The organism is Gilliamella sp. Nev6-6 (genome assembly GCF_001690605.1).
Lineage (GTDB): Bacteria > Pseudomonadota > Gammaproteobacteria > Enterobacterales > Orbaceae > Gilliamella > Gilliamella apicola_C.
On the sequence record NZ_LZHP01000034.1, the window covers coordinates 1 to 17,039 of the forward strand.

General features: G+C 34.7%; 17 protein-coding genes and 4 pseudogenes. 9 read left to right on the forward strand and 12 right to left on the reverse strand.

Translation table 11 applies throughout. The annotated features are described in order from the left end of the window. From A9G42_RS14670 to A9G42_RS04560, 3 genes and pseudogenes are all read right to left on the reverse strand, one after another. On the reverse strand, window positions 1-136 hold a 136-nt coding region (locus A9G42_RS14670), incomplete at its 3' end, for an IS3 family transposase (RefSeq protein ID WP_442903190.1). 33 nt (window positions 137-169) lie between these two features. After that, on the reverse strand, window positions 170-295 hold the full coding sequence (locus tag A9G42_RS14260; protein WP_257006351.1) for a hypothetical protein: 126 nt from the start codon (window positions 293-295) through the stop codon (window positions 170-172). A gap of 34 nt (window positions 296-329) precedes the next feature. Further along, window positions 330-555 (reverse strand): annotated as a pseudogene (locus A9G42_RS04560) (transposase); the annotation flags it as partial. Between the two features lie 340 nt (window positions 556-895). Between A9G42_RS04560 and A9G42_RS04565 the strand changes: the two are divergent. The 4 genes from A9G42_RS04565 to A9G42_RS04585 all read left to right on the forward strand — a co-directional run bounded on the left by A9G42_RS04565 (window position 896) and on the right by A9G42_RS04585 (window position 3,377). Beyond that, the gene (locus A9G42_RS04565) at window positions 896-1,171 is read left to right on the forward strand and encodes a type II toxin-antitoxin system Phd/YefM family antitoxin (protein ID WP_065588882.1); all 276 of its coding nucleotides are present in this window, start codon (window positions 896-898) and stop codon (window positions 1,169-1,171) included. A 2-nt stretch (window positions 1,172-1,173) separates the two neighbouring features. Beyond that, complete coding sequence (locus A9G42_RS04570; protein ID WP_065652763.1) at window positions 1,174-1,506, forward strand: type II toxin-antitoxin system RelE/ParE family toxin; 333 nt, start codon at window positions 1,174-1,176, stop codon at window positions 1,504-1,506. A 159-nt stretch (window positions 1,507-1,665) separates the two neighbouring features. Then, window positions 1,666-2,073: a TIGR03757 family integrating conjugative element protein gene (locus A9G42_RS04575; RefSeq protein ID WP_065652764.1), complete on the forward strand. Its 408-nt coding sequence runs from the start codon at window positions 1,666-1,668 to the stop codon at window positions 2,071-2,073. Window positions 2,074-2,265: 192 nt separating this feature from the next. After that, a protein-coding gene (locus tag A9G42_RS04585) for an IS3 family transposase (RefSeq protein ID WP_143426099.1) occupies window positions 2,266-3,377 on the forward strand; the annotation gives its coding sequence in 2 pieces (ribosomal slippage) (window positions 2,266-2,515 and window positions 2,515-3,377; 1,113 coding nt in all). A 185-nt stretch (window positions 3,378-3,562) separates the two neighbouring features. Here A9G42_RS04585 and A9G42_RS04590 read toward each other — a convergent pair. The 9 genes and pseudogenes from A9G42_RS04590 to A9G42_RS14680 all read right to left on the reverse strand — a co-directional run. After that, window positions 3,563-4,036 carry a hypothetical protein gene (locus A9G42_RS04590; protein WP_065652766.1) on the reverse strand — a complete coding sequence of 158 codons (474 nt, stop codon included), beginning with the start codon at window positions 4,034-4,036 and terminating at the stop codon, window positions 3,563-3,565. Window positions 4,037-4,206: 170 nt separating this feature from the next. Then, window positions 4,207-4,347, reverse strand: a complete 141-nt coding sequence (locus A9G42_RS14070) for a hypothetical protein (protein WP_218057848.1) — start codon at window positions 4,345-4,347, stop codon at window positions 4,207-4,209. A 611-nt stretch (window positions 4,348-4,958) separates the two neighbouring features. Next, the gene (locus tag A9G42_RS04600; protein ID WP_065652768.1) at window positions 4,959-5,486 is read right to left on the reverse strand and encodes a hypothetical protein; all 528 of its coding nucleotides are present in this window, start codon (window positions 5,484-5,486) and stop codon (window positions 4,959-4,961) included. Between the two features lie 262 nt (window positions 5,487-5,748). Continuing rightward, a pseudogene (locus tag A9G42_RS04605) lies at window positions 5,749-6,136 on the reverse strand (hypothetical protein). 690 nt (window positions 6,137-6,826) lie between these two features. Continuing rightward, window positions 6,827-7,168 (reverse strand): hypothetical protein, encoded by a 342-nt coding sequence (locus A9G42_RS04610; protein ID WP_065652769.1) that lies wholly within the window; start codon window positions 7,166-7,168, stop codon window positions 6,827-6,829. Window positions 7,169-7,188: 20 nt separating this feature from the next. Next, entirely contained in the window at window positions 7,189-7,440 is a 252-nt protein-coding gene (locus A9G42_RS04615) for an RHS domain-containing protein (RefSeq protein ID WP_065587842.1), read from the reverse strand. 73 nt (window positions 7,441-7,513) lie between these two features. Then, window positions 7,514-7,855, reverse strand: a complete 342-nt coding sequence (locus A9G42_RS04620) for a hypothetical protein (protein ID WP_065587841.1) — start codon at window positions 7,853-7,855, stop codon at window positions 7,514-7,516. Window positions 7,856-8,081: 226 nt separating this feature from the next. Further along, a pseudogene (locus A9G42_RS14675) lies at window positions 8,082-8,246 on the reverse strand (RHS repeat-associated core domain-containing protein); the annotation flags it as partial. Then, window positions 8,220-8,354, reverse strand: a pseudogene (locus A9G42_RS14680) (hypothetical protein); the annotation flags it as partial. The pseudogenes A9G42_RS14675 and A9G42_RS14680, both read right to left, overlap by 27 nt. Before the next feature lie 1,859 nt (window positions 8,355-10,213). On the opposite strand from A9G42_RS14680, the gene rnr reads away from it, so the two are divergent. The 5 genes from rnr to kdsA all read left to right on the forward strand — a co-directional run bounded on the left by rnr (window position 10,214) and on the right by kdsA (window position 16,551). After that, the gene (rnr, locus tag A9G42_RS04625; protein ID WP_065652770.1) at window positions 10,214-12,616 is read left to right on the forward strand and encodes a ribonuclease R; all 2,403 of its coding nucleotides are present in this window, start codon (window positions 10,214-10,216) and stop codon (window positions 12,614-12,616) included. A gap of 7 nt (window positions 12,617-12,623) precedes the next feature. Continuing rightward, the gene (gene rlmB, locus A9G42_RS04630; protein WP_065652771.1) at window positions 12,624-13,385 is read left to right on the forward strand and encodes a 23S rRNA (guanosine(2251)-2'-O)-methyltransferase RlmB; all 762 of its coding nucleotides are present in this window, start codon (window positions 12,624-12,626) and stop codon (window positions 13,383-13,385) included. 376 nt (window positions 13,386-13,761) lie between these two features. Beyond that, entirely contained in the window at window positions 13,762-14,847 is a 1,086-nt protein-coding gene (gene prfA, locus A9G42_RS04635) for a peptide chain release factor 1 (protein ID WP_065566429.1), read from the forward strand. Continuing rightward, a complete protein-coding gene (gene prmC, locus A9G42_RS04640) occupies window positions 14,844-15,680 on the forward strand; it encodes a peptide chain release factor N(5)-glutamine methyltransferase (protein ID WP_065582279.1) in 837 nt (278 codons plus the stop codon). The genes prfA and prmC overlap by 4 nt, the downstream gene beginning before the upstream one ends. Window positions 15,681-15,696: 16 nt before the next feature. Next, a complete protein-coding gene (gene kdsA / locus A9G42_RS04645; protein WP_065652785.1) occupies window positions 15,697-16,551 on the forward strand; it encodes a 3-deoxy-8-phosphooctulonate synthase in 855 nt (284 codons plus the stop codon). Window positions 16,552-17,039: the final 488 nt, after the last annotated feature.

The following is a 17,039-nucleotide window of genomic DNA, read 5'->3' on the forward strand; positions in this document are numbered from 1 at the left end:
TTTTACGCTTTACCCTGAGATTAAGCTTTAATTCACAATACACCCGATATACCCGTTTATGATTCCATTGATAGCCGAGCTTTCTGATACGATTAAAACATTTAGGAAAGCCCCAGCGTAAATGCCTATCTGTAATAGCATTCAACACCGAAACAATCACCGAATCATCCTACAACTTAGGTTGATAATAGTAAGCACAACGGCTTAAACCAACAATGGCACAACTCATTGCAATAGTAACCGAATGATTTTGTTGTAGTTGCTGTGCCCATGTTTTACGCGCCTTTGTGGGCACTAAAGCTTTTTTATGATTTCTTCCTGAAGCTGGGATTTTAAGCTCAGTTCGGCAAACATCTGTTTAAGCTTACGGTTTTCCGCTTCTAGCTCTTTTAAGCGTTTAATATTCGACGTTTCCATTCCGCCGTATTTTTCTCGCCATTTATAGAAAGTTGAATTACCCATGCCATATTTACGGCACAGTTCTTTAACAGGAATACCCGCTTCAGCTTCTTTTAAAATAGCGACGATTTGATGTTCAGTCATTTTTTTCATCATTAAATCCTCTTTTACTTTTATCATAGAGAATTTTCTACTTTTTAGTTGTACTATTTTAGGGGGTAGTTACAAGGTGGTTTATATCCCGTTTATCTTACTGATAAAAAGATTATTAATTCCCCTAAAGGCTAAGTCACCTCATCATTTAATTAATTAGGTTTTAACTATTAAGAAAGTACCCTTTGGGTGCTTTCTTCTATCTATTCCAAAAGAACCTCATGATTTGTAATACGACGAGAGAAGTTATGTTTGGTGTGTAAAACAAATATAACTAAGTATTTTTTTAATACCTAATTAGGTATATAATTAAATGAGTTAAATTTCCAATAAGGAGTCTATGATGCAATTAAGTGGACAAGTTAAATCTATCACGTATTTGAAAAATAATACAGGCGAAGTCATGAGCAAGTTAGCAGAGGAACGTCAACCCTTTGTTATTACACAAAACGGTGAAGCTAAAGCCGTTTTAATGGAAGTTAATGATTATGACGAGCAAATGCACAAAATTGCAATGTTACAACGGTTGCTTGTTGCTGCTCAAGAAATGGAACAAGGGCAATATCGTTCAGTCGATGAAGTCTTTGATGAAATTTTAGCGGCAGACAGCGAGAATTAACGATGACGGTTAATTATAGCGTAGTCATTGTTAAAAGTGCAGAACGAGACATTAAGCATATTTATAATTACATCAAAAAAAATGATTGTATTGAAAATGCAAAATATGTGTTTAATCAACTTTTAAAAACTATTAAAACACTTGAAATGTTTCCTCAACGAGGTGCTAATCTAGCAGAGTTTTATGGTACTCAGAAGGTTAGTTATCGGGAAATTAGTTTTAAAGTCTATCGAATCATTTATCAAATTAATGAAAACAAAAAAATAGTAGTTATTCAAATGGTGATAGATGGTCGTCGAAATTTAAAACCAATACTAGAAGAACGTTTCAAATAACAATCAATTTATATAATACTAATGCTCACTTGTGGGCATTAGTATTATAACTCCATTTTCACATATAAAAATAAACATTCCCTATTTTCTATTTAACCTCGTTCAAAACGCCTAATTCCGTTTAAATCTCATGCATTGCAATTACATTGAAGGCAATCCATGAGAATCAACCCTATATTACTTATCATCAGCTTACTGCTATGCAGCTTAAATGCTTACGCTTCAGTCACTATCGTGACGGACAGTGTACATCCTCTGCACAATATCCCCGATAATGCCAAAATCATTATGCTGGATGACAGCATCAAGCTTCATGCTTCCTTATCTGACAATCTGCCAAATGATCCTGTACAGGCTGAACAACTCGTCAAAGAACGATTAACGACGTTAGGAAGCAGCTACCAAAAAAACATGAAACAGACTTTACAAGATGCGTTAGCGGCTTATCAATTAGGTGTTATTAAAATTCCCGCGGTGATTCAAGATAATCGCTACGTGGTTTATGGCAAGTCCGATGTTTCGATTGCTTTACAGCTTATCAAGCAGCGAGGTCAGGATGAACCTTAAACAGACCTCAATGATGTTATTAACGGCCCTTTTTGTGACCTCTAGCGTTAATGCCAAAATTAACACGGTCAGTATTTCTGCCTCAATACTGTCTCCCGATTGCATTGGACAGGCTACACTAATTAGTACCAGTTTAATAAGGTCATTGTTATGATAACCAAAAAACAAAAGGAACCAACAATGACAAATCTCATTTCAAGAAGAGAAAAACGCAGTTTTAGTAATGAATTTAAAAAACAGAGGGTAATGTTATACCAAAATGGCAAAAAACGAGCGGATATTGTCACCGAATACGACCTGACTAAATCCGCATTAGATAAGTGGATAAAGCAATATCAAACTATTGGTGAGTTTACAGCTCAAGCTAATCGTAGTACTCAAGAAAATGAGCTCATAACCCTACGTAAAGAGAATAAGCGATTGTTAATGGAGAATGACATCCTAAAGCAAGCGGCGTTGATAATAGAACGAAAATCAAATTAATCACCGAGAATCAACATCGATATAGCTTACGTGCGTTATGTCGATGTTTACAAGTGTCAAGAAATCGATTTTATTATCAACAACCATTAACCAGTAAAAAAACAGACAAAGAGCTTAGTAAAAAAGTGAAAGCGATATTTAACGATAACTATCAAGCCTATGGAACAAGGCGACTACAAGCAGAGCTTAGGGAGAAAAGCATACTATTATCCCGTCGCCGAATTGGTAGAATCATGCAAGAAAACGGATTAGTATCAAAATATACCTGTAAAAAATATCGTGCTAATACAGAACAAAGCAACGAATCAACAGTAAGTAATCAACTTAATCGTGAGTTTACCGTAGGCCAACAACGAAAAGTGTTAGTGACTGATTTAACTTATGTGAGAGTAAAACAACAATGGCATTACCTTTGTGTGATTATTGATGTAAGCAATCGAGAAATCGTGGGACGAAGTGCTGGAAAACATAAAAATGCTCAACTGGTTATGGATGCTATCAGCCAAATCCCTATTAACTTAAATTCAGTTGAGTTATTTCATTCAGATAGAGGAAAAGAATTTGATAATCATCTCCTTAATGAATGTTTAAAGGAATTTGGCATTGAGCGTTCATTAAGCCATAAGGGATGCCCTTATGATAATGCTGTTGCTGAAGCAACATTTAAAGCGGTGAAAACTGAATTTGTGTCAAACACGATTTTTGATTCACTTGAACAACTCAGGTTACAATTTAACCACTATGTGGATTGGTTTAATTACAACAGGCTTCATTCGTCTTTAAATTACCAGTCACCCATTGAATATAAAATGAATCTATGACCTTATCTTTTTGGTACTAAAAAGTGTGGACATACCAGGACATACCACACTGTAAATACTTTTTTACACGTGAGATTAATTTTTTGGATATTATCTGGAACAAGTCTTCATTGAGTTTTAGGGGAAGGAGATAATATGCCCTTCAATTATTTCCACGCTGTGCCCAAATAAAAAGGCTATTGTTTTTAGTTAACCGACAAACCAAATGAAAATAGCAACCCTAAAATTGATGCCTTTTTATCCTTAACACCGAAAGGTGAGGTATCTATATCAAATTCATATAAAAGCTCGTTTTTTTTTAATAAAACAAAATTATTAGAAGATAGTATATCCATTAAGTTAGTAAATAATTGATAAACATCATCATTGCTATCAATAACTTTATCATCATAAAGTAAAAAAGCATATGTTGACACTAAGGACAAATATAAAAACATTGATTTATTTAGATAATCAAATTCTAATGATATGCAAACATCATAATTTAAATCGGTATTATCTTTAACTTTAAATCTAAATAAAGAATAAATATCATTTATTACCTCTTTATATTTTAGTGAATTATATGTTTCCATCACGAAATGGAAATCTGTTTTTTTTAAATCATGATATGCATTTAGAATATCACATAAGATCCTTTCTTTTTTTTGTTTATACATTAATGTCAAAGCTCCCTTCTTGCAGGATGTCCATGTGCTTCGCCTTTAAAGTCGATATGAACCCTGACTTTAGTTTGGCTCCTTTATTAGGGCCCGTTCCAACATGACTACCAGTTTCCAAATCGTAGCTTACGCAGTTGATTTGGTATTGGAGGAGTACCTTGGATATGTCACGCTTGTTTTTGAGGATTAATTCTTGTCGCCTTAGCTGATTCGGCTCTAGAAATAAATCGACCATTTTCCCCATAAAATCTTTGAGCTCTACCATTCCATTTTACACAACTCAATCCCCACGGATCTATCCAAGCCAACTCAACCCATTGAGGCACATACTGATAAAGATTAATGCCACCGGCTAAGCCTATCGGGTTGGGTAAACCTACCTATATCCGGATCATAGTACCTGAAAGTATTGTAATGTCAGCTGGTTTCTCTGCCTAAATATTGCCTCTGATATCTGAGGTTTTGCTCTATTGATTGGCGTTCAGTTTCCTGAATCTTCTTACCTCAGAGCTGATAACTACATTCTCAGACGATGTCGCCGTTTGCATCGGTAAGTTCTTCCGAACAGCCGTTCAGGTCATTTTGGAAGTAGCGGATATGTTGTTCATGGTTGCCGTCTGTGTCTATACTTGCTAGCGGCTCGTAGCTACTCTGGTTGGTATAGATATACAGGCTGTTGATGGTGCGCCTATCTAGCAGGGGGCGATGTGGTTGACGATTAGACAATCACGTAACGTTAATATTCTGATTTTATTTTAATACGGCTACTAGTGGCAGTAATTGAGAATGGAAGAAACATTTATTATGCCCTTTTGGTTAGGAAAAGCTTAATTTTACAATTGTGCTAATAACTTTTATTGTTTTTTTAAACTACCGTATTTTATATAACCATAATGACTCTTTTTTTGTTTTAAAAAAATTAGAGGAAGTCAATATCATTCTTTTTTGCATATGAAAGTAATAGATCATAGGTAACCCTATCTCTAATTCGTTTTTTATTATATTGTTCTTTGTCTTCAAACCATAAAAGATCACCTTTTTCATAGAAAAGCCATTTATCTTCTTTCATTGCTCTAACTAAGCGGACAGTTTTTCCAGAATCGATAAAACTCATCTCTACTAAGGGGTAAGCTCCAAGTAGTATCCTAAATGATAGATAACTTGAATGGTTTGCTTCCGTTATACAATAGAGTAAGGAATCCCAACCATCAGATAAATTAGATACAAAGATTAGTTTATTATCATTCACACATGAATAATAAAAAGCGCCTACTGGTGGTAAAGCGCTGCCTTTTTGAACATTCAAATGTATTTCTTCAATTCGTTTTCTACTTTTTTGCGGTTCACACGACCAGTTTAATCCATTTTGAATAATGCTTTCAATCTCGGTGAGATTACTATTAACTATGGAAAACGCTAACATCTTATTAGTATCTTGAAAAGCCATTTAAAATATTTCCTAAATTATCAATTAATCAAAATGTATTTCTGGCATTAGGATCAAGTCTTGGAATTATATTTTTGATATCCAAAACTCCCCCTTTAATGTTGTATCCAATTAAATATTATAGTGTTTTAAATATTATAGTGTTTACCATCTAAATCAAATTGAATATCTGGCTTATTTTTACTAACTTCATTACCTTTTATATCTACTTGGCGTTGATTTTTTCGGATGTTTTCAGCACTTTATTTTTTAGCATTCTAATTTAGTTTTTCTTTTTATATTCATCTAATTGATTAATTGCCACTTTGACCGCATCTCTTATATCAATATTTTTAGATTGCAAAGATACTTGAAGTCCATATTCTTAATATTTCATCACTAAAAGCTGCGGCTATTTGTGTAACCCAATATCTAATACTGTCTGGTATTGTTATATCTTCAAGAACTTTTTGGATTTCTTTTTTTACATCAATATTACAGCATTGATAAAAGAAATCTTCTACCAACTGATATACGCCCCATCCATCACCTTCACCAAAAGATCTTAAAAATAACTCAATTGCTTTTCTATCTGGATTTTTAATAAAAAACTTTCGTACGTCATCATATTTGTTAATAATATCTTGAGTTAGATCTTTATCAGAAGGCATGGGTTGATGTCTTAATAAGAAATTTAATGCGTCATCTTTAGTCATAGTTTTAATCATTCCAAGATTTTTGTTTTGCCTAATTATTTCACTTAATTGTCTGTTTATTACCTCACAACTATATTCAGCATTGTTTAATATTTTTTTAAGGTCACGAATATCTCTTGTTAAATATTCTCGATTGTTTAATCTTGAAATAATAGGCTTTCTATAAGCCCAAGTTAATTCATGAAGATATTTTGTTAAATCAATAGTTATTCCTTTTCTATGAGTTGTTGGGCTTACTGCATTTTGAACTACATGATGTGGAGTATGAGTTGGATTAAGTCCGCTTTTTATATTAGCTGCTCTAGATTTGCCATATGTTCCGATGTATAAATCTTGGACAGGTTTAGCTAATTTTGTGAATCAGAACCACATCCTGCGGATAATCCCCCCACGGATCAATCCAAGTCAACCCACTAAGCGCATAATGATACAGATTAAATCTAATCGTATCAGACTAGGTAAATCTATCTAATTCGCCGTTTGCAGCGGTAAGCTCTTCTGGTTCTTTCTAGTATTAATGAATAAGCTTTTATTTTGTTAACTATTTATTGATTAAGAATTTTTATTGATAAATAACATGGTAATAGTATTTCTAAATACCAATTCAAGACATATAAAGGTTTAGATCTAATATTATTTATATCTTTACTTATCTGAACTTGTATTTTTTCTAAAATCATCTAGTCCATCACTTGAGAAGTCATCAATATACATTAATGTTGGTATACTGGTTTTATTATTTACTTCTATTAACCATTTACAAAAATTATCAAATATAATATCGTCACTTTCTTCTTGGAATAAAAATCCATTACCTCCCGTATGAGAGTCAGATAATTGCTCTAAAGCATGAATAAATTCGTCTTTATTTTTAATGAGCCAACTCATAGGTAGTTTAGTCATAATGCTTATTAGTTTTATTTCATCGTCATAATCTAAATAGGAGGGTTTATTTTTCAAAAAATTGTATAGTATATTTTCGTTCATAAATTAATATCCTGATCCACCTAATGGAATATAAGCTGCATTTCTATCACTGTGAAATTTTCCCCATGTTCCATCTGTTCTATAATTTTGCTTATTTGTAGTATTTGTAATTCTAAATATTGTCCCTGATAGCTGAGGTTTTGCTCTGTTGATTCGTGCTCAATTTCATGAATCTGCTTTCCCCATAGCTGAAAGCTGCATTCCCAGAGTAATTCGCTGTTTGCATCGGTAAGTTCTTCTAAACAACCGTTCAGGTTGGTGTGGATGAGCATTACCCTTTCGGGTTCATTACCTGGTTTATCTATCCGCGCCAGTGACTCATGAATATGACGATTTTTATATTAATTAACTATTCGGATATTTATCTAAATAACCCCTACTTGAGGGGTATTTTGTAAAAAAAGAAATTTTATTTTTATCAATAAATTCAATATCAAAAATTCTAGAACAACTGTTTTCTAAACCAATATCATAAGAATATAATTTTTCTTCAATCTCATCCAAAAGGGATATCGCCATATCATTAATAATCAAATTACATTCATTAATAAAAAAAGTTACTGCTTTCGGAAAATGAGATTCAATAATCACGCCTTCATAATAATGATCAAACTTTTTAATTTTTTTATATTCTATAAGAGCATATCTCTGTTTATCTCTAAATGAAACAATATAGTCTTTCACCATTACCCTTTACATCCTTTGAAAATGCCCAATAGTTTACTTTTATAGCTTCTATTTATCGAGGATTGAAATCAAATCCGTACTCATTCTATAAATTTTAGTAGCATCAGAAAGTGGTAGGCTCTTTTCTAGACGGCGGGCAGTCCCCCCACACAATCCACCCAGGTCAACTCGTTTAAGCGCATACTGATACCGATTAATCACCCAGCAATCTAATCGGGTGTAGCTAGGTAAAGTAGCCTATATCCAGCTCATAGTACCTGAACGTATTGTAATGTAAGTCGGTTTTTCTGTCTAAATATTGTTCCTGATATCTGAGGTTTTGCTTTATTGATTGGAGTTCAATTTCCTGATCCCGTTTTCCCCATAACTGAAAGCTACATTCCCACAGTATGTTACCGTTTTCGTCGGTCAACTCTTCCGGATAGCCATTCAGAGATGAGGGGGGGGGGTAAGACGCTATAGGCATCGTAGTTAAAGCCGAGTTTGCGTCAGGTAGCATCAATGCGGGTGTGCACTAGTCCGCAAGGGGCGTGCTGGTAGTGGATGCAGTGGACGCGGGGGTCGGTATAGGTCAGTAGCTGTTTAGCAGTATTAAATAATATATAACAAAATTTTTTATGTGATTATTGTACTTTGTACTAAGTATGGGATATTTACAGTTTTTATTGACATTAAAAACGTTGCCGTCTTCTACAATAGATATGATATTTTGCTCTAAATCAGGATCTACATTCGAAAGTTCTTTCATACTTATCTCACTTTATTAAAATTATTAAAAATAGGCTGATTTTTCAGCTTGGCCAATAAAATATTCAGTTTTTATGTGGTTGCCCTCATTTTTTTTGTGACCGATTATGTGTAACGTATTCTAAGTCATAATTATTAGGCGCTCTTATAAAACCGCTAGTTGATTCTCGCCAAAATATTAGACAGTACTCGCTTCTATAAATATGTTATTAACGTAATACTGCTTTTTATATTGTTCAGGCGATATCTAACCATGAGTTAAATGTCAGCAAACTTGATTATAATCAGTTTCAATATATTCAAATAGCTTTTTATTGGCTGCTTCCTGTGTTTTGTCATCATGAATAATACGGTTTTTCACGTATGAAAAACTTTCGGTAATGGCATTATCCTAACAATTGCCTGCTCGGAGCATACTTTGGCTAAGTCCATGTTGTAACACTCACTGCTTAAAATTAGCACTGCAATATTGGGTTTTCTTGGTCACTGGTAATAATATCCCTTTAGGAAATCGACAACAAAATAAAGTATTTTTGAGCGAGTTACAAATTAAATACTTATTAATATACTTTATGTATTAGCCAGCACATCATAATAATAGGTTTGTAGCAAAAGGATTAATGTGATTATTTTTTATTATGTCACAAAATAAAAACTTGAATAAAATCAATGACTTTTCTGACTGATTTTTATCATACTCAACTAACCTTTCTGTATGATACATCCTAGCCCTTGCCCCCTGATATCATGTACTAAGCTTGGTGCATCTAAACGGGCTTCATGTTGCCAATAAAGTGCTTTGATATTCTCAAATAGCTCATTTAATTTGGTTCATGCTTTAGCCAAACAGAATAACCTGATACGCTAACTTTTAACTGACGGCAGATTAGCGGTAATGGGTATGGTAACAGATGTTGCTTCATATATTGGTACTTCTATTGGTACCTCGCCGACTTGTGCACTAAATTTTTTGATACATAATGTGTTCTCCTATAATTGTTAGTTATATCATAAAGGTGACATTTGTCCGTTTTTTGGGCGAGGATCACATGATAGAAAACAATCATTAATGTTGGACAAATTGTTGAGAACTGTTCATTGATAATGACAATAGGTAACGACGATGCACCCGATTATTATCGTTGTGAAAGCAGTGATGGTTCAACATATCGAAAAGATAGGGCTGGTAATATTATAAAATAAGGTCGATGTACATGAGTATTTTAGTCTGTATGAGTTATTATTTTTTATCTATTATTGGATTTTTTATTCGGTATTATTTTTCGGGATATATTGCAACGGTCTATACTAATGATAAAACGTTAAATCGTAAACGACATTGGGCTCTTTTAATTCTTATTTTGTATATTTATTTCATCGATTTTCTCGTTCGACCGAAACGCTATAAAAAAAGAAAAAAATGGAACTAATATTATAATTATTTTACAAAATAACAAAAAATTATATTAAATCGATTCGCAATTAAAAGTATTCCGTTAAAGTTTAGTTTTTTTAATTAAAGATATTATTGTTTATAAATTGAATGTTTATTTTAAGTTATATCTCTCTATGTTATGCTAGCATTAATATTTGAGCACAGGATATTCCCTTATGATAAAAGATCCCTTTTATGCCCGCGAAGCCGAAAAGTACGATTCCCCCATTGCCAGCCGTGAACTTATTTTAGATTACCTTAAACAAGAAGCGAAACCCGCAAGCCTAGAAAAAATTGCCCAAGCGGTAGCAATTAAAAACGAAGAACAAAAAATAGCGTTACATCGTCGCTTACGGGCAATGGAGCGTGACGGTCAAGTGGTATTTACTCGACGTAAATGTTATGCGCTGCCTGAAAAATTAGATATGGTCAAAGGTAGCGTGATTGCACACCGTGATGGTTTTGGTTTTTTACGAGTAGAAGGCAACCCTGAAGACTATTTTTTATCACCAGAACAGATGAAAAAAGTGTTACAAGGAGATGTGATTTTAGCACAGCCAATGGGAACACAATATCGTGGTAAAATGGAAGCTCGTGTTGTGCGGATTTTAGAGCCACGCAATAATCAAATTGTCGGGCGATATTTTATCGAACAAAGCGTAGGCTTTGTTGTTCCTGATGACAGCCGTTTAAACTTCGATATTTTAATTGCAGGTAAACCCAATCGTACAGTTCGAATGGGAACCGTGGTCGTCGTCGAGTTACAAAAGCGCCCAGAACGCCATCAAAAAGCTGTTGGTATCATAAAAGAAGTGCTTGGTGAAATAATGGGTACCAATTTAGCTATTGATATTGCCTTGCGTAATCACGAAATTCCTTACGAACTACCTAAAACAGTCGAAAAAGAGGTAAGTAAATTTACTGAACACGTACCAGAAAGCGCTAAAAAAGGGCGAAAGGATTTACGCCAATTGCCTTTAGTTACTATTGATGGCGAAGATGCACGTGATTTTGATGATGCCGTTTATTGTCAAAAAAATCGTGGTGGTGGCTATCGTTTATGGGTTGCCATTGCCGATGTCAGTTATTATGTCAGATTAGGCAAAGCGTTGGATAAAGAGGCCTGCTTGCGTGGTACATCGGTTTATTTTCCATCACGAGTTGTACCTATGTTGCCAGAACAGCTATCAAATGGGCTGTGTTCGTTAAATCCACAAGTTGATCGTTTATGTTTAGTTTGCGAAATGACCGTATCAAATAAAGGACGTTTAACAGGGTATGAGTTTTACGAAGCCGTGATGAATTCACATGCTCGATTAACTTATACTAAAGTGGCTAAAATTTTAGACGGTGATGAGCAATTGCGTGAGCATTACCACGAATTGGTACCGCATCTTGAGAACCTTTATGGCTTATATCAGGTGCTTGATAAAGCCCGTATCACTCGCGGTGCGATAGGTTTTGAGTCTGAAGAGCCGAAATTTGTTTTTAACGCCGATAAGCGCATCGAAAGTATCGAAATTGCTCAGCGAAATGTGGCACATAAAATCATTGAAGAATGTATGATTTTAGCTAATGTTTCGGCAGCAAAACTGGTGATTAATGCTCAAGTACCTTCATTATTTCGAGTGCATGACAGACCAGATGAAGACAGAATAAATAACTTGCGTAGCATTCTAAGTGAACTTGGATTATCACTTGGTGGCGGGGTTAGCCCAAAACCTAAAGATATTGCCGAATTAATGGCGATAGTTGAAACTCGCCCAGATCATGACATGTTGCAAACGGTAATTTTACGCTCTATGAAGCAAGCTATTTATGATCCAGAAAACCGTGGTCATTTTGGTTTAGCACTTGAAGAATATGCACATTTTACCTCGCCAATTCGTCGTTATCCTGATTTATTATTACACCGAACGATTAAATGGATTTTAGCAGACAAACAGCATAAAACCAGTAAAACTGGCGGGTATTGTTATACCACAAATGAAATGCTCTATTTCGGTGAACATTGTTCAATGACTGAACGTCGTGCTGACGAAGCGGTGCGTGATGTGGTCGATTGGCTTAAATGTGATTATATGCAAGATCATGTTGGTGAAGTATTTAATGGTACCATTTCAAGTGTCGTTAATTTTGGTTTCTTTGTTCGATTAGATGAATTGTTCATTGACGGTTTAGTGCATGTTTCGTCGTTAGAAAACGACTATTATCTTTTTGATGCTGCGCATAATCGCTTAATTGGCGAAAATACCCGTTTTACTTATCGCTTAGGCGATAAAGTGCAAGTTAAAGTCGATAATATTAATCCTGAAGAGCGTAAAATTGATTTTTCTTTAGTTGGCAGTAATAATAAGCCAAAACGCCAAGGCAAGACTGCCAAGGATAAATCAAAACAAGTAAAAAACGATCAGAAAGTTGATTTGCCTGTTAAACGAAAAAGCAAAAAATCAACCAATAAAAATAGTGCAAAACCGCTTACTAAAAAAGTTAAAGATAAAAGCAAAAGTAAAAGCAAAAAACGAAGTAAACCAAAATCAAGTAATAAAACAAAATCAGTTAATAAAATAAAAGAGTAGAACATAAATGAGTGAAACAGTTTACGGCTTGCACGCAATTGAAGCATTATTAGCTCGCTCGCCAGAAAGAATTATTGAAGTATTTATTATTAAAGGCCGAGAAGACAAACGTCTTATCGCTATTGTACGTCAATTAGAGCAACTAGGTTTGCCTGTTAAAGTTGCTCAACGTCAATGGTTAGATGAAAAAGCGAAAAATGGAGTACATCAAGGTATTTTGGCTATGGTTAAGCCTAATCGAGGTTATCAAGAAAATGATATTCCTCTACTTATGGAACGGCAGCCAAATCCTGTTATTTTAATTTTAGATGGCGTAACCGATCCACATAATTTAGGTGCTTGCATTCGAACGGCTGATGCAGCGGGTGTGGATTTTATTATTGTTCCCAAAGATCGCTCAGCACCACTCAACTCAACAGCCCAAAAAGTGGCGTGTGGCGCGGCAGAAAGTGTATCTGTGGTTAGAGTGACCAATTTGGCACGCACCATGCGAATGTTGCAAGACGAATATCAAGTTTGGATTGTTGGGACTGCTGGTGAAGCTAATAAAACACTTTATCAAACAAATTTTTATAAAACATCAAAAACAATTTCACTTGCGTTAGTTATGGGAGCTGAAGGTGAAGGTATGCGCCGTTTAACTAAAGAACACTGTGATGAATTAGTTAGCATTCCAATGGCGGGGATTGTCTCATCACTCAATGTCTCTGTTGCAACGGGGGTTTGTTTATTTGAAATTGTTCGCCAAAAAATAGATACCAAAATGTAAACTAAATAGCCTTAACTATAGTAGTTCAAATTTAATCAGACAAGCGCTAATGATTTATTAGGTTCGATTTTAGCAAATTGAGGGTTAACGAATAAAATAAATACTATAGTTAATGGCGTTGATAAAAACTAACAGTTAGTGCAATGTAAATTATAGTGCAATGTAAATTATTTCAATTAAAACATTAAGTAATGCTACATACCTAAAACCTCTTTTTAAAATACATATAATATTCCAGCTTATTCAATGGCTTTATTATCTCTTGTTAAAGTGATAATAAGAGATAAGTTTGAAACAAGCCGAAAACTGTATTTTAAAGGCAATTAAGTATATAATGTTACACAAACTTAACTAATCTCTATCAAAATATATTTTTATGAAACCTTCAATTATCAATAAGTTAGAAACACTACAAGAGCGTTATGAAGAGGTTCAAGCATTATTATCTGATCCTTCAGTTATAGCAGATCAAAATCGCTTTCGTACGCTATCTAAAGAATACTCACAATTAACTGCGGTGGTTAAGTGTTTTTCCGATTGGCAGCAAACCCAAGAAGATATCGAAACGGCTAAAATGATGCTATCAGATCCTGAAATGAGCGAAATGGCACAAGAGGAATTAAACGAAGCACTAAGCCAAGTTGAAGAGCAAGAAAAGCAATTACAAGTGTTATTATTACCTAAAGATCCTAATGACGATTATAACTGTTTTGTTGAAGTTAGAGCGGGAACAGGTGGTGATGAAGCCGCTATTTTTGCTGGTGACTTAGCCCGAATGTATACACGATATGCTGAATCACGCAATTGGCGCGTTGAAATTATGAGTGCGAGTGATGGTGAGCACGGTGGTTATAAAGAAGTCATTATGTTAGTCAGTGGTGATGGAGTTTATGGCAATTTGAAATTTGAATCAGGTGGTCACCGAGTTCAACGCGTGCCAGAAACTGAATCACAAGGGCGCATTCATACTTCGGCTTGTACTGTTGCTGTTTTACCAGAAGTTCCCGAGGCTGAAATGCCAGAAATCAACCCTGCTGATTTAAAAATTGATACCTATCGTTCATCTGGGGCTGGTGGTCAGCATGTTAACACGACGGATTCAGCGATTCGTATTACGCACCTTCCAACGGGTATTGTTGTTGAATGTCAAGATGAGCGCTCACAGCATAAAAATAGAGCTAAAGCAATGTCTGTATTGGCTGCACGAATTCAAGATGCCGAACTGCGCAAACGCCAACAAGAAGAAGCCTCAACAAGGCGTAATCTATTAGGCTCAGGTGATCGTTCTGACAGAATTAGAACATACAATTATCCTCAAGGACGTGTTACGGATCATCGTATTAACCTAACACTTTACCGATTGGATGAAGTCATGGCAGGAAAATTAGAGATGCTAATCGATCCAATTGTGCAGGAATATCAAGCAGATCAACTAGCCGCTTTATCGGAACAAGATGAATGACCTATTTACAATGGCTTAAAAGTGCATCTCAAACTTTAACTGATAGTGAAAGCCCAAAGCGTGATGCTGAAATTTTGCTGAGTTTTGTTACACACAAAACACGCACATTTTTAATGGCATTTAGTGAAACATTGCTTACTGATGATGAGCTGATTGCTTTATCTGAATGTTTAAAGCGCAGGCAAAATGGTGAGCCTATCGCTTATATTACTGGCGAAAAAGAATTTTGGTCTTTAAAGTTTAATGTCTCTAACGCTACATTAATCCCAAGACCGGATACTGAAAAATTAGTTGAATTAGGTTTAGAGTATCTACCTAAAGTGCCATGCGAAGTGTTGGATCTCGGTACGGGTACTGGTGCAATAGTTATCGCCATGGCAACGGAGCGTCAAGACTGTTTATTTACCGCAATTGAAAAAAATAAAGATGCGTTGATTTTAGCGCAACAAAATGCAACCCAAATAGGGGTCAACAATGTTTATTTTTTACAAGGTGACTGGTATAAGCCAATAAAAAATAGAAAATTTTCAATGATTATCAGTAACCCGCCTTATATTGAACCAACAGATATTCATCTAGCACAAGGCGATGTTCGTTACGAACCAAGAAGTGCATTAGTTTCAGAAGATGACGGTTTAGCCGATATTAAACTCATTGTCTATGGCGCAACTAAACATCTAAATCAATATGGTTGGTTACTGATAGAACATGGTTGGAAACAGGGTGAGGCAGTACAAACTATTTTTAAACAACACGGATTTCAATTAGTCGAAACCTTTGCAGACTATAGCGGTAATGATAGAGTTACTCTTGGTCGCTGGTTTAAACCCTAACTAGGAATATTTTATGATACAACAAAAAAAAGTAAATATTGGTGATATTACTGTCGCCAATGACCTACCATTTGTATTATTTGGTGGTATGAATGTGCTCGAATCTCGTGATTTAGCAATGAAAATCTGTGAACATTATGTTTCTGTCACCAATAAACTAAATATCCCTTATATTTTTAAAGCTTCATTTGATAAAGCTAATCGCTCTTCTGTTCATTCATATCGTGGACCAGGTTTAGAAGAAGGGCTTAAAATTTTCCAAGAACTTAAACAACAATTTGGCGTTAAAATTATTACTGATGTACATACCGAAGCACAATGCCAACCGGTCGCTGATGTAGTTGATGTTATTCAATTACCCGCTTTTTTAGCAAGACAAACCGATCTTGTTGTTGCAATGGCTAAAACTGGTGCGGTAATTAATGTTAAAAAACCACAATTTGTCAGCCCAGGTCAAATGGGTAATATTGTTGAAAAGTTTGAAGAAGCTGGTAATAACCAAATAATTCTTTGTGATCGTGGTAGTTGTTTTGGCTATGACAACTTAGTGGTTGATATGCTTGGTTTTAATATTATGAAAAAAGCAAGCAAAGGCTCTCCTGTTATTTTTGATGTTACTCATGCTCTACAATGCCGTGATCCAATGGGCGCAGCATCAGGTGGGCGTCGAGGTCAAGTAACCGAGCTTGCGCGTTCAGGTATGGCAGTTGGCATTGCTGGGCTATTTTTAGAATCACACCCAGATCCAAACCATGCAAAATGCGATGGTCCATCTGCGTTACCATTAGCAAAACTTGAGCCTTTCTTAAAGCAAATGAAAGCCATTGATGAGTTAGTAAAAAGTTTTGAAGAAATTGATACTGAAAATTAAGTTAAGATGACTTTTCAATAACTTATAATCAATAGCATTGATTGTGAATTAAATTTTATTTTTTTATATAGTAAAAAGAGAAATTTCAGTAGTTTCTCTTTTTTTATTTCATCCTTTTTCTTCTCTACGTCTACGCCATTTATCATTTTTACCACCATTTTTTATAATCTAAAATTTATATCATTACTTGTCATTTTGTAAATACCCCAAACTTAGTACACAACTCACGTAGAAAATTAAGCTACCCGTTTTAACGTTTTATATTCGAGCAGTGCCATGTTATTTAATGCCTGATGTGGTCTTTCAGTGTTATAAATGATTAGTCATTCTTCGGTTACCTTTCTTGCTTGTTCTAGATTATTAAATAGATATAAATCGAGTACCTCAGTACGATAGTTACAATTTGTTAAAACGATGTGCTTTGTTTTTATTTTTTAGAATAAAAAAAGTTGTGATTTTTCTCTAAAAATTTACATTAAAAATGTATT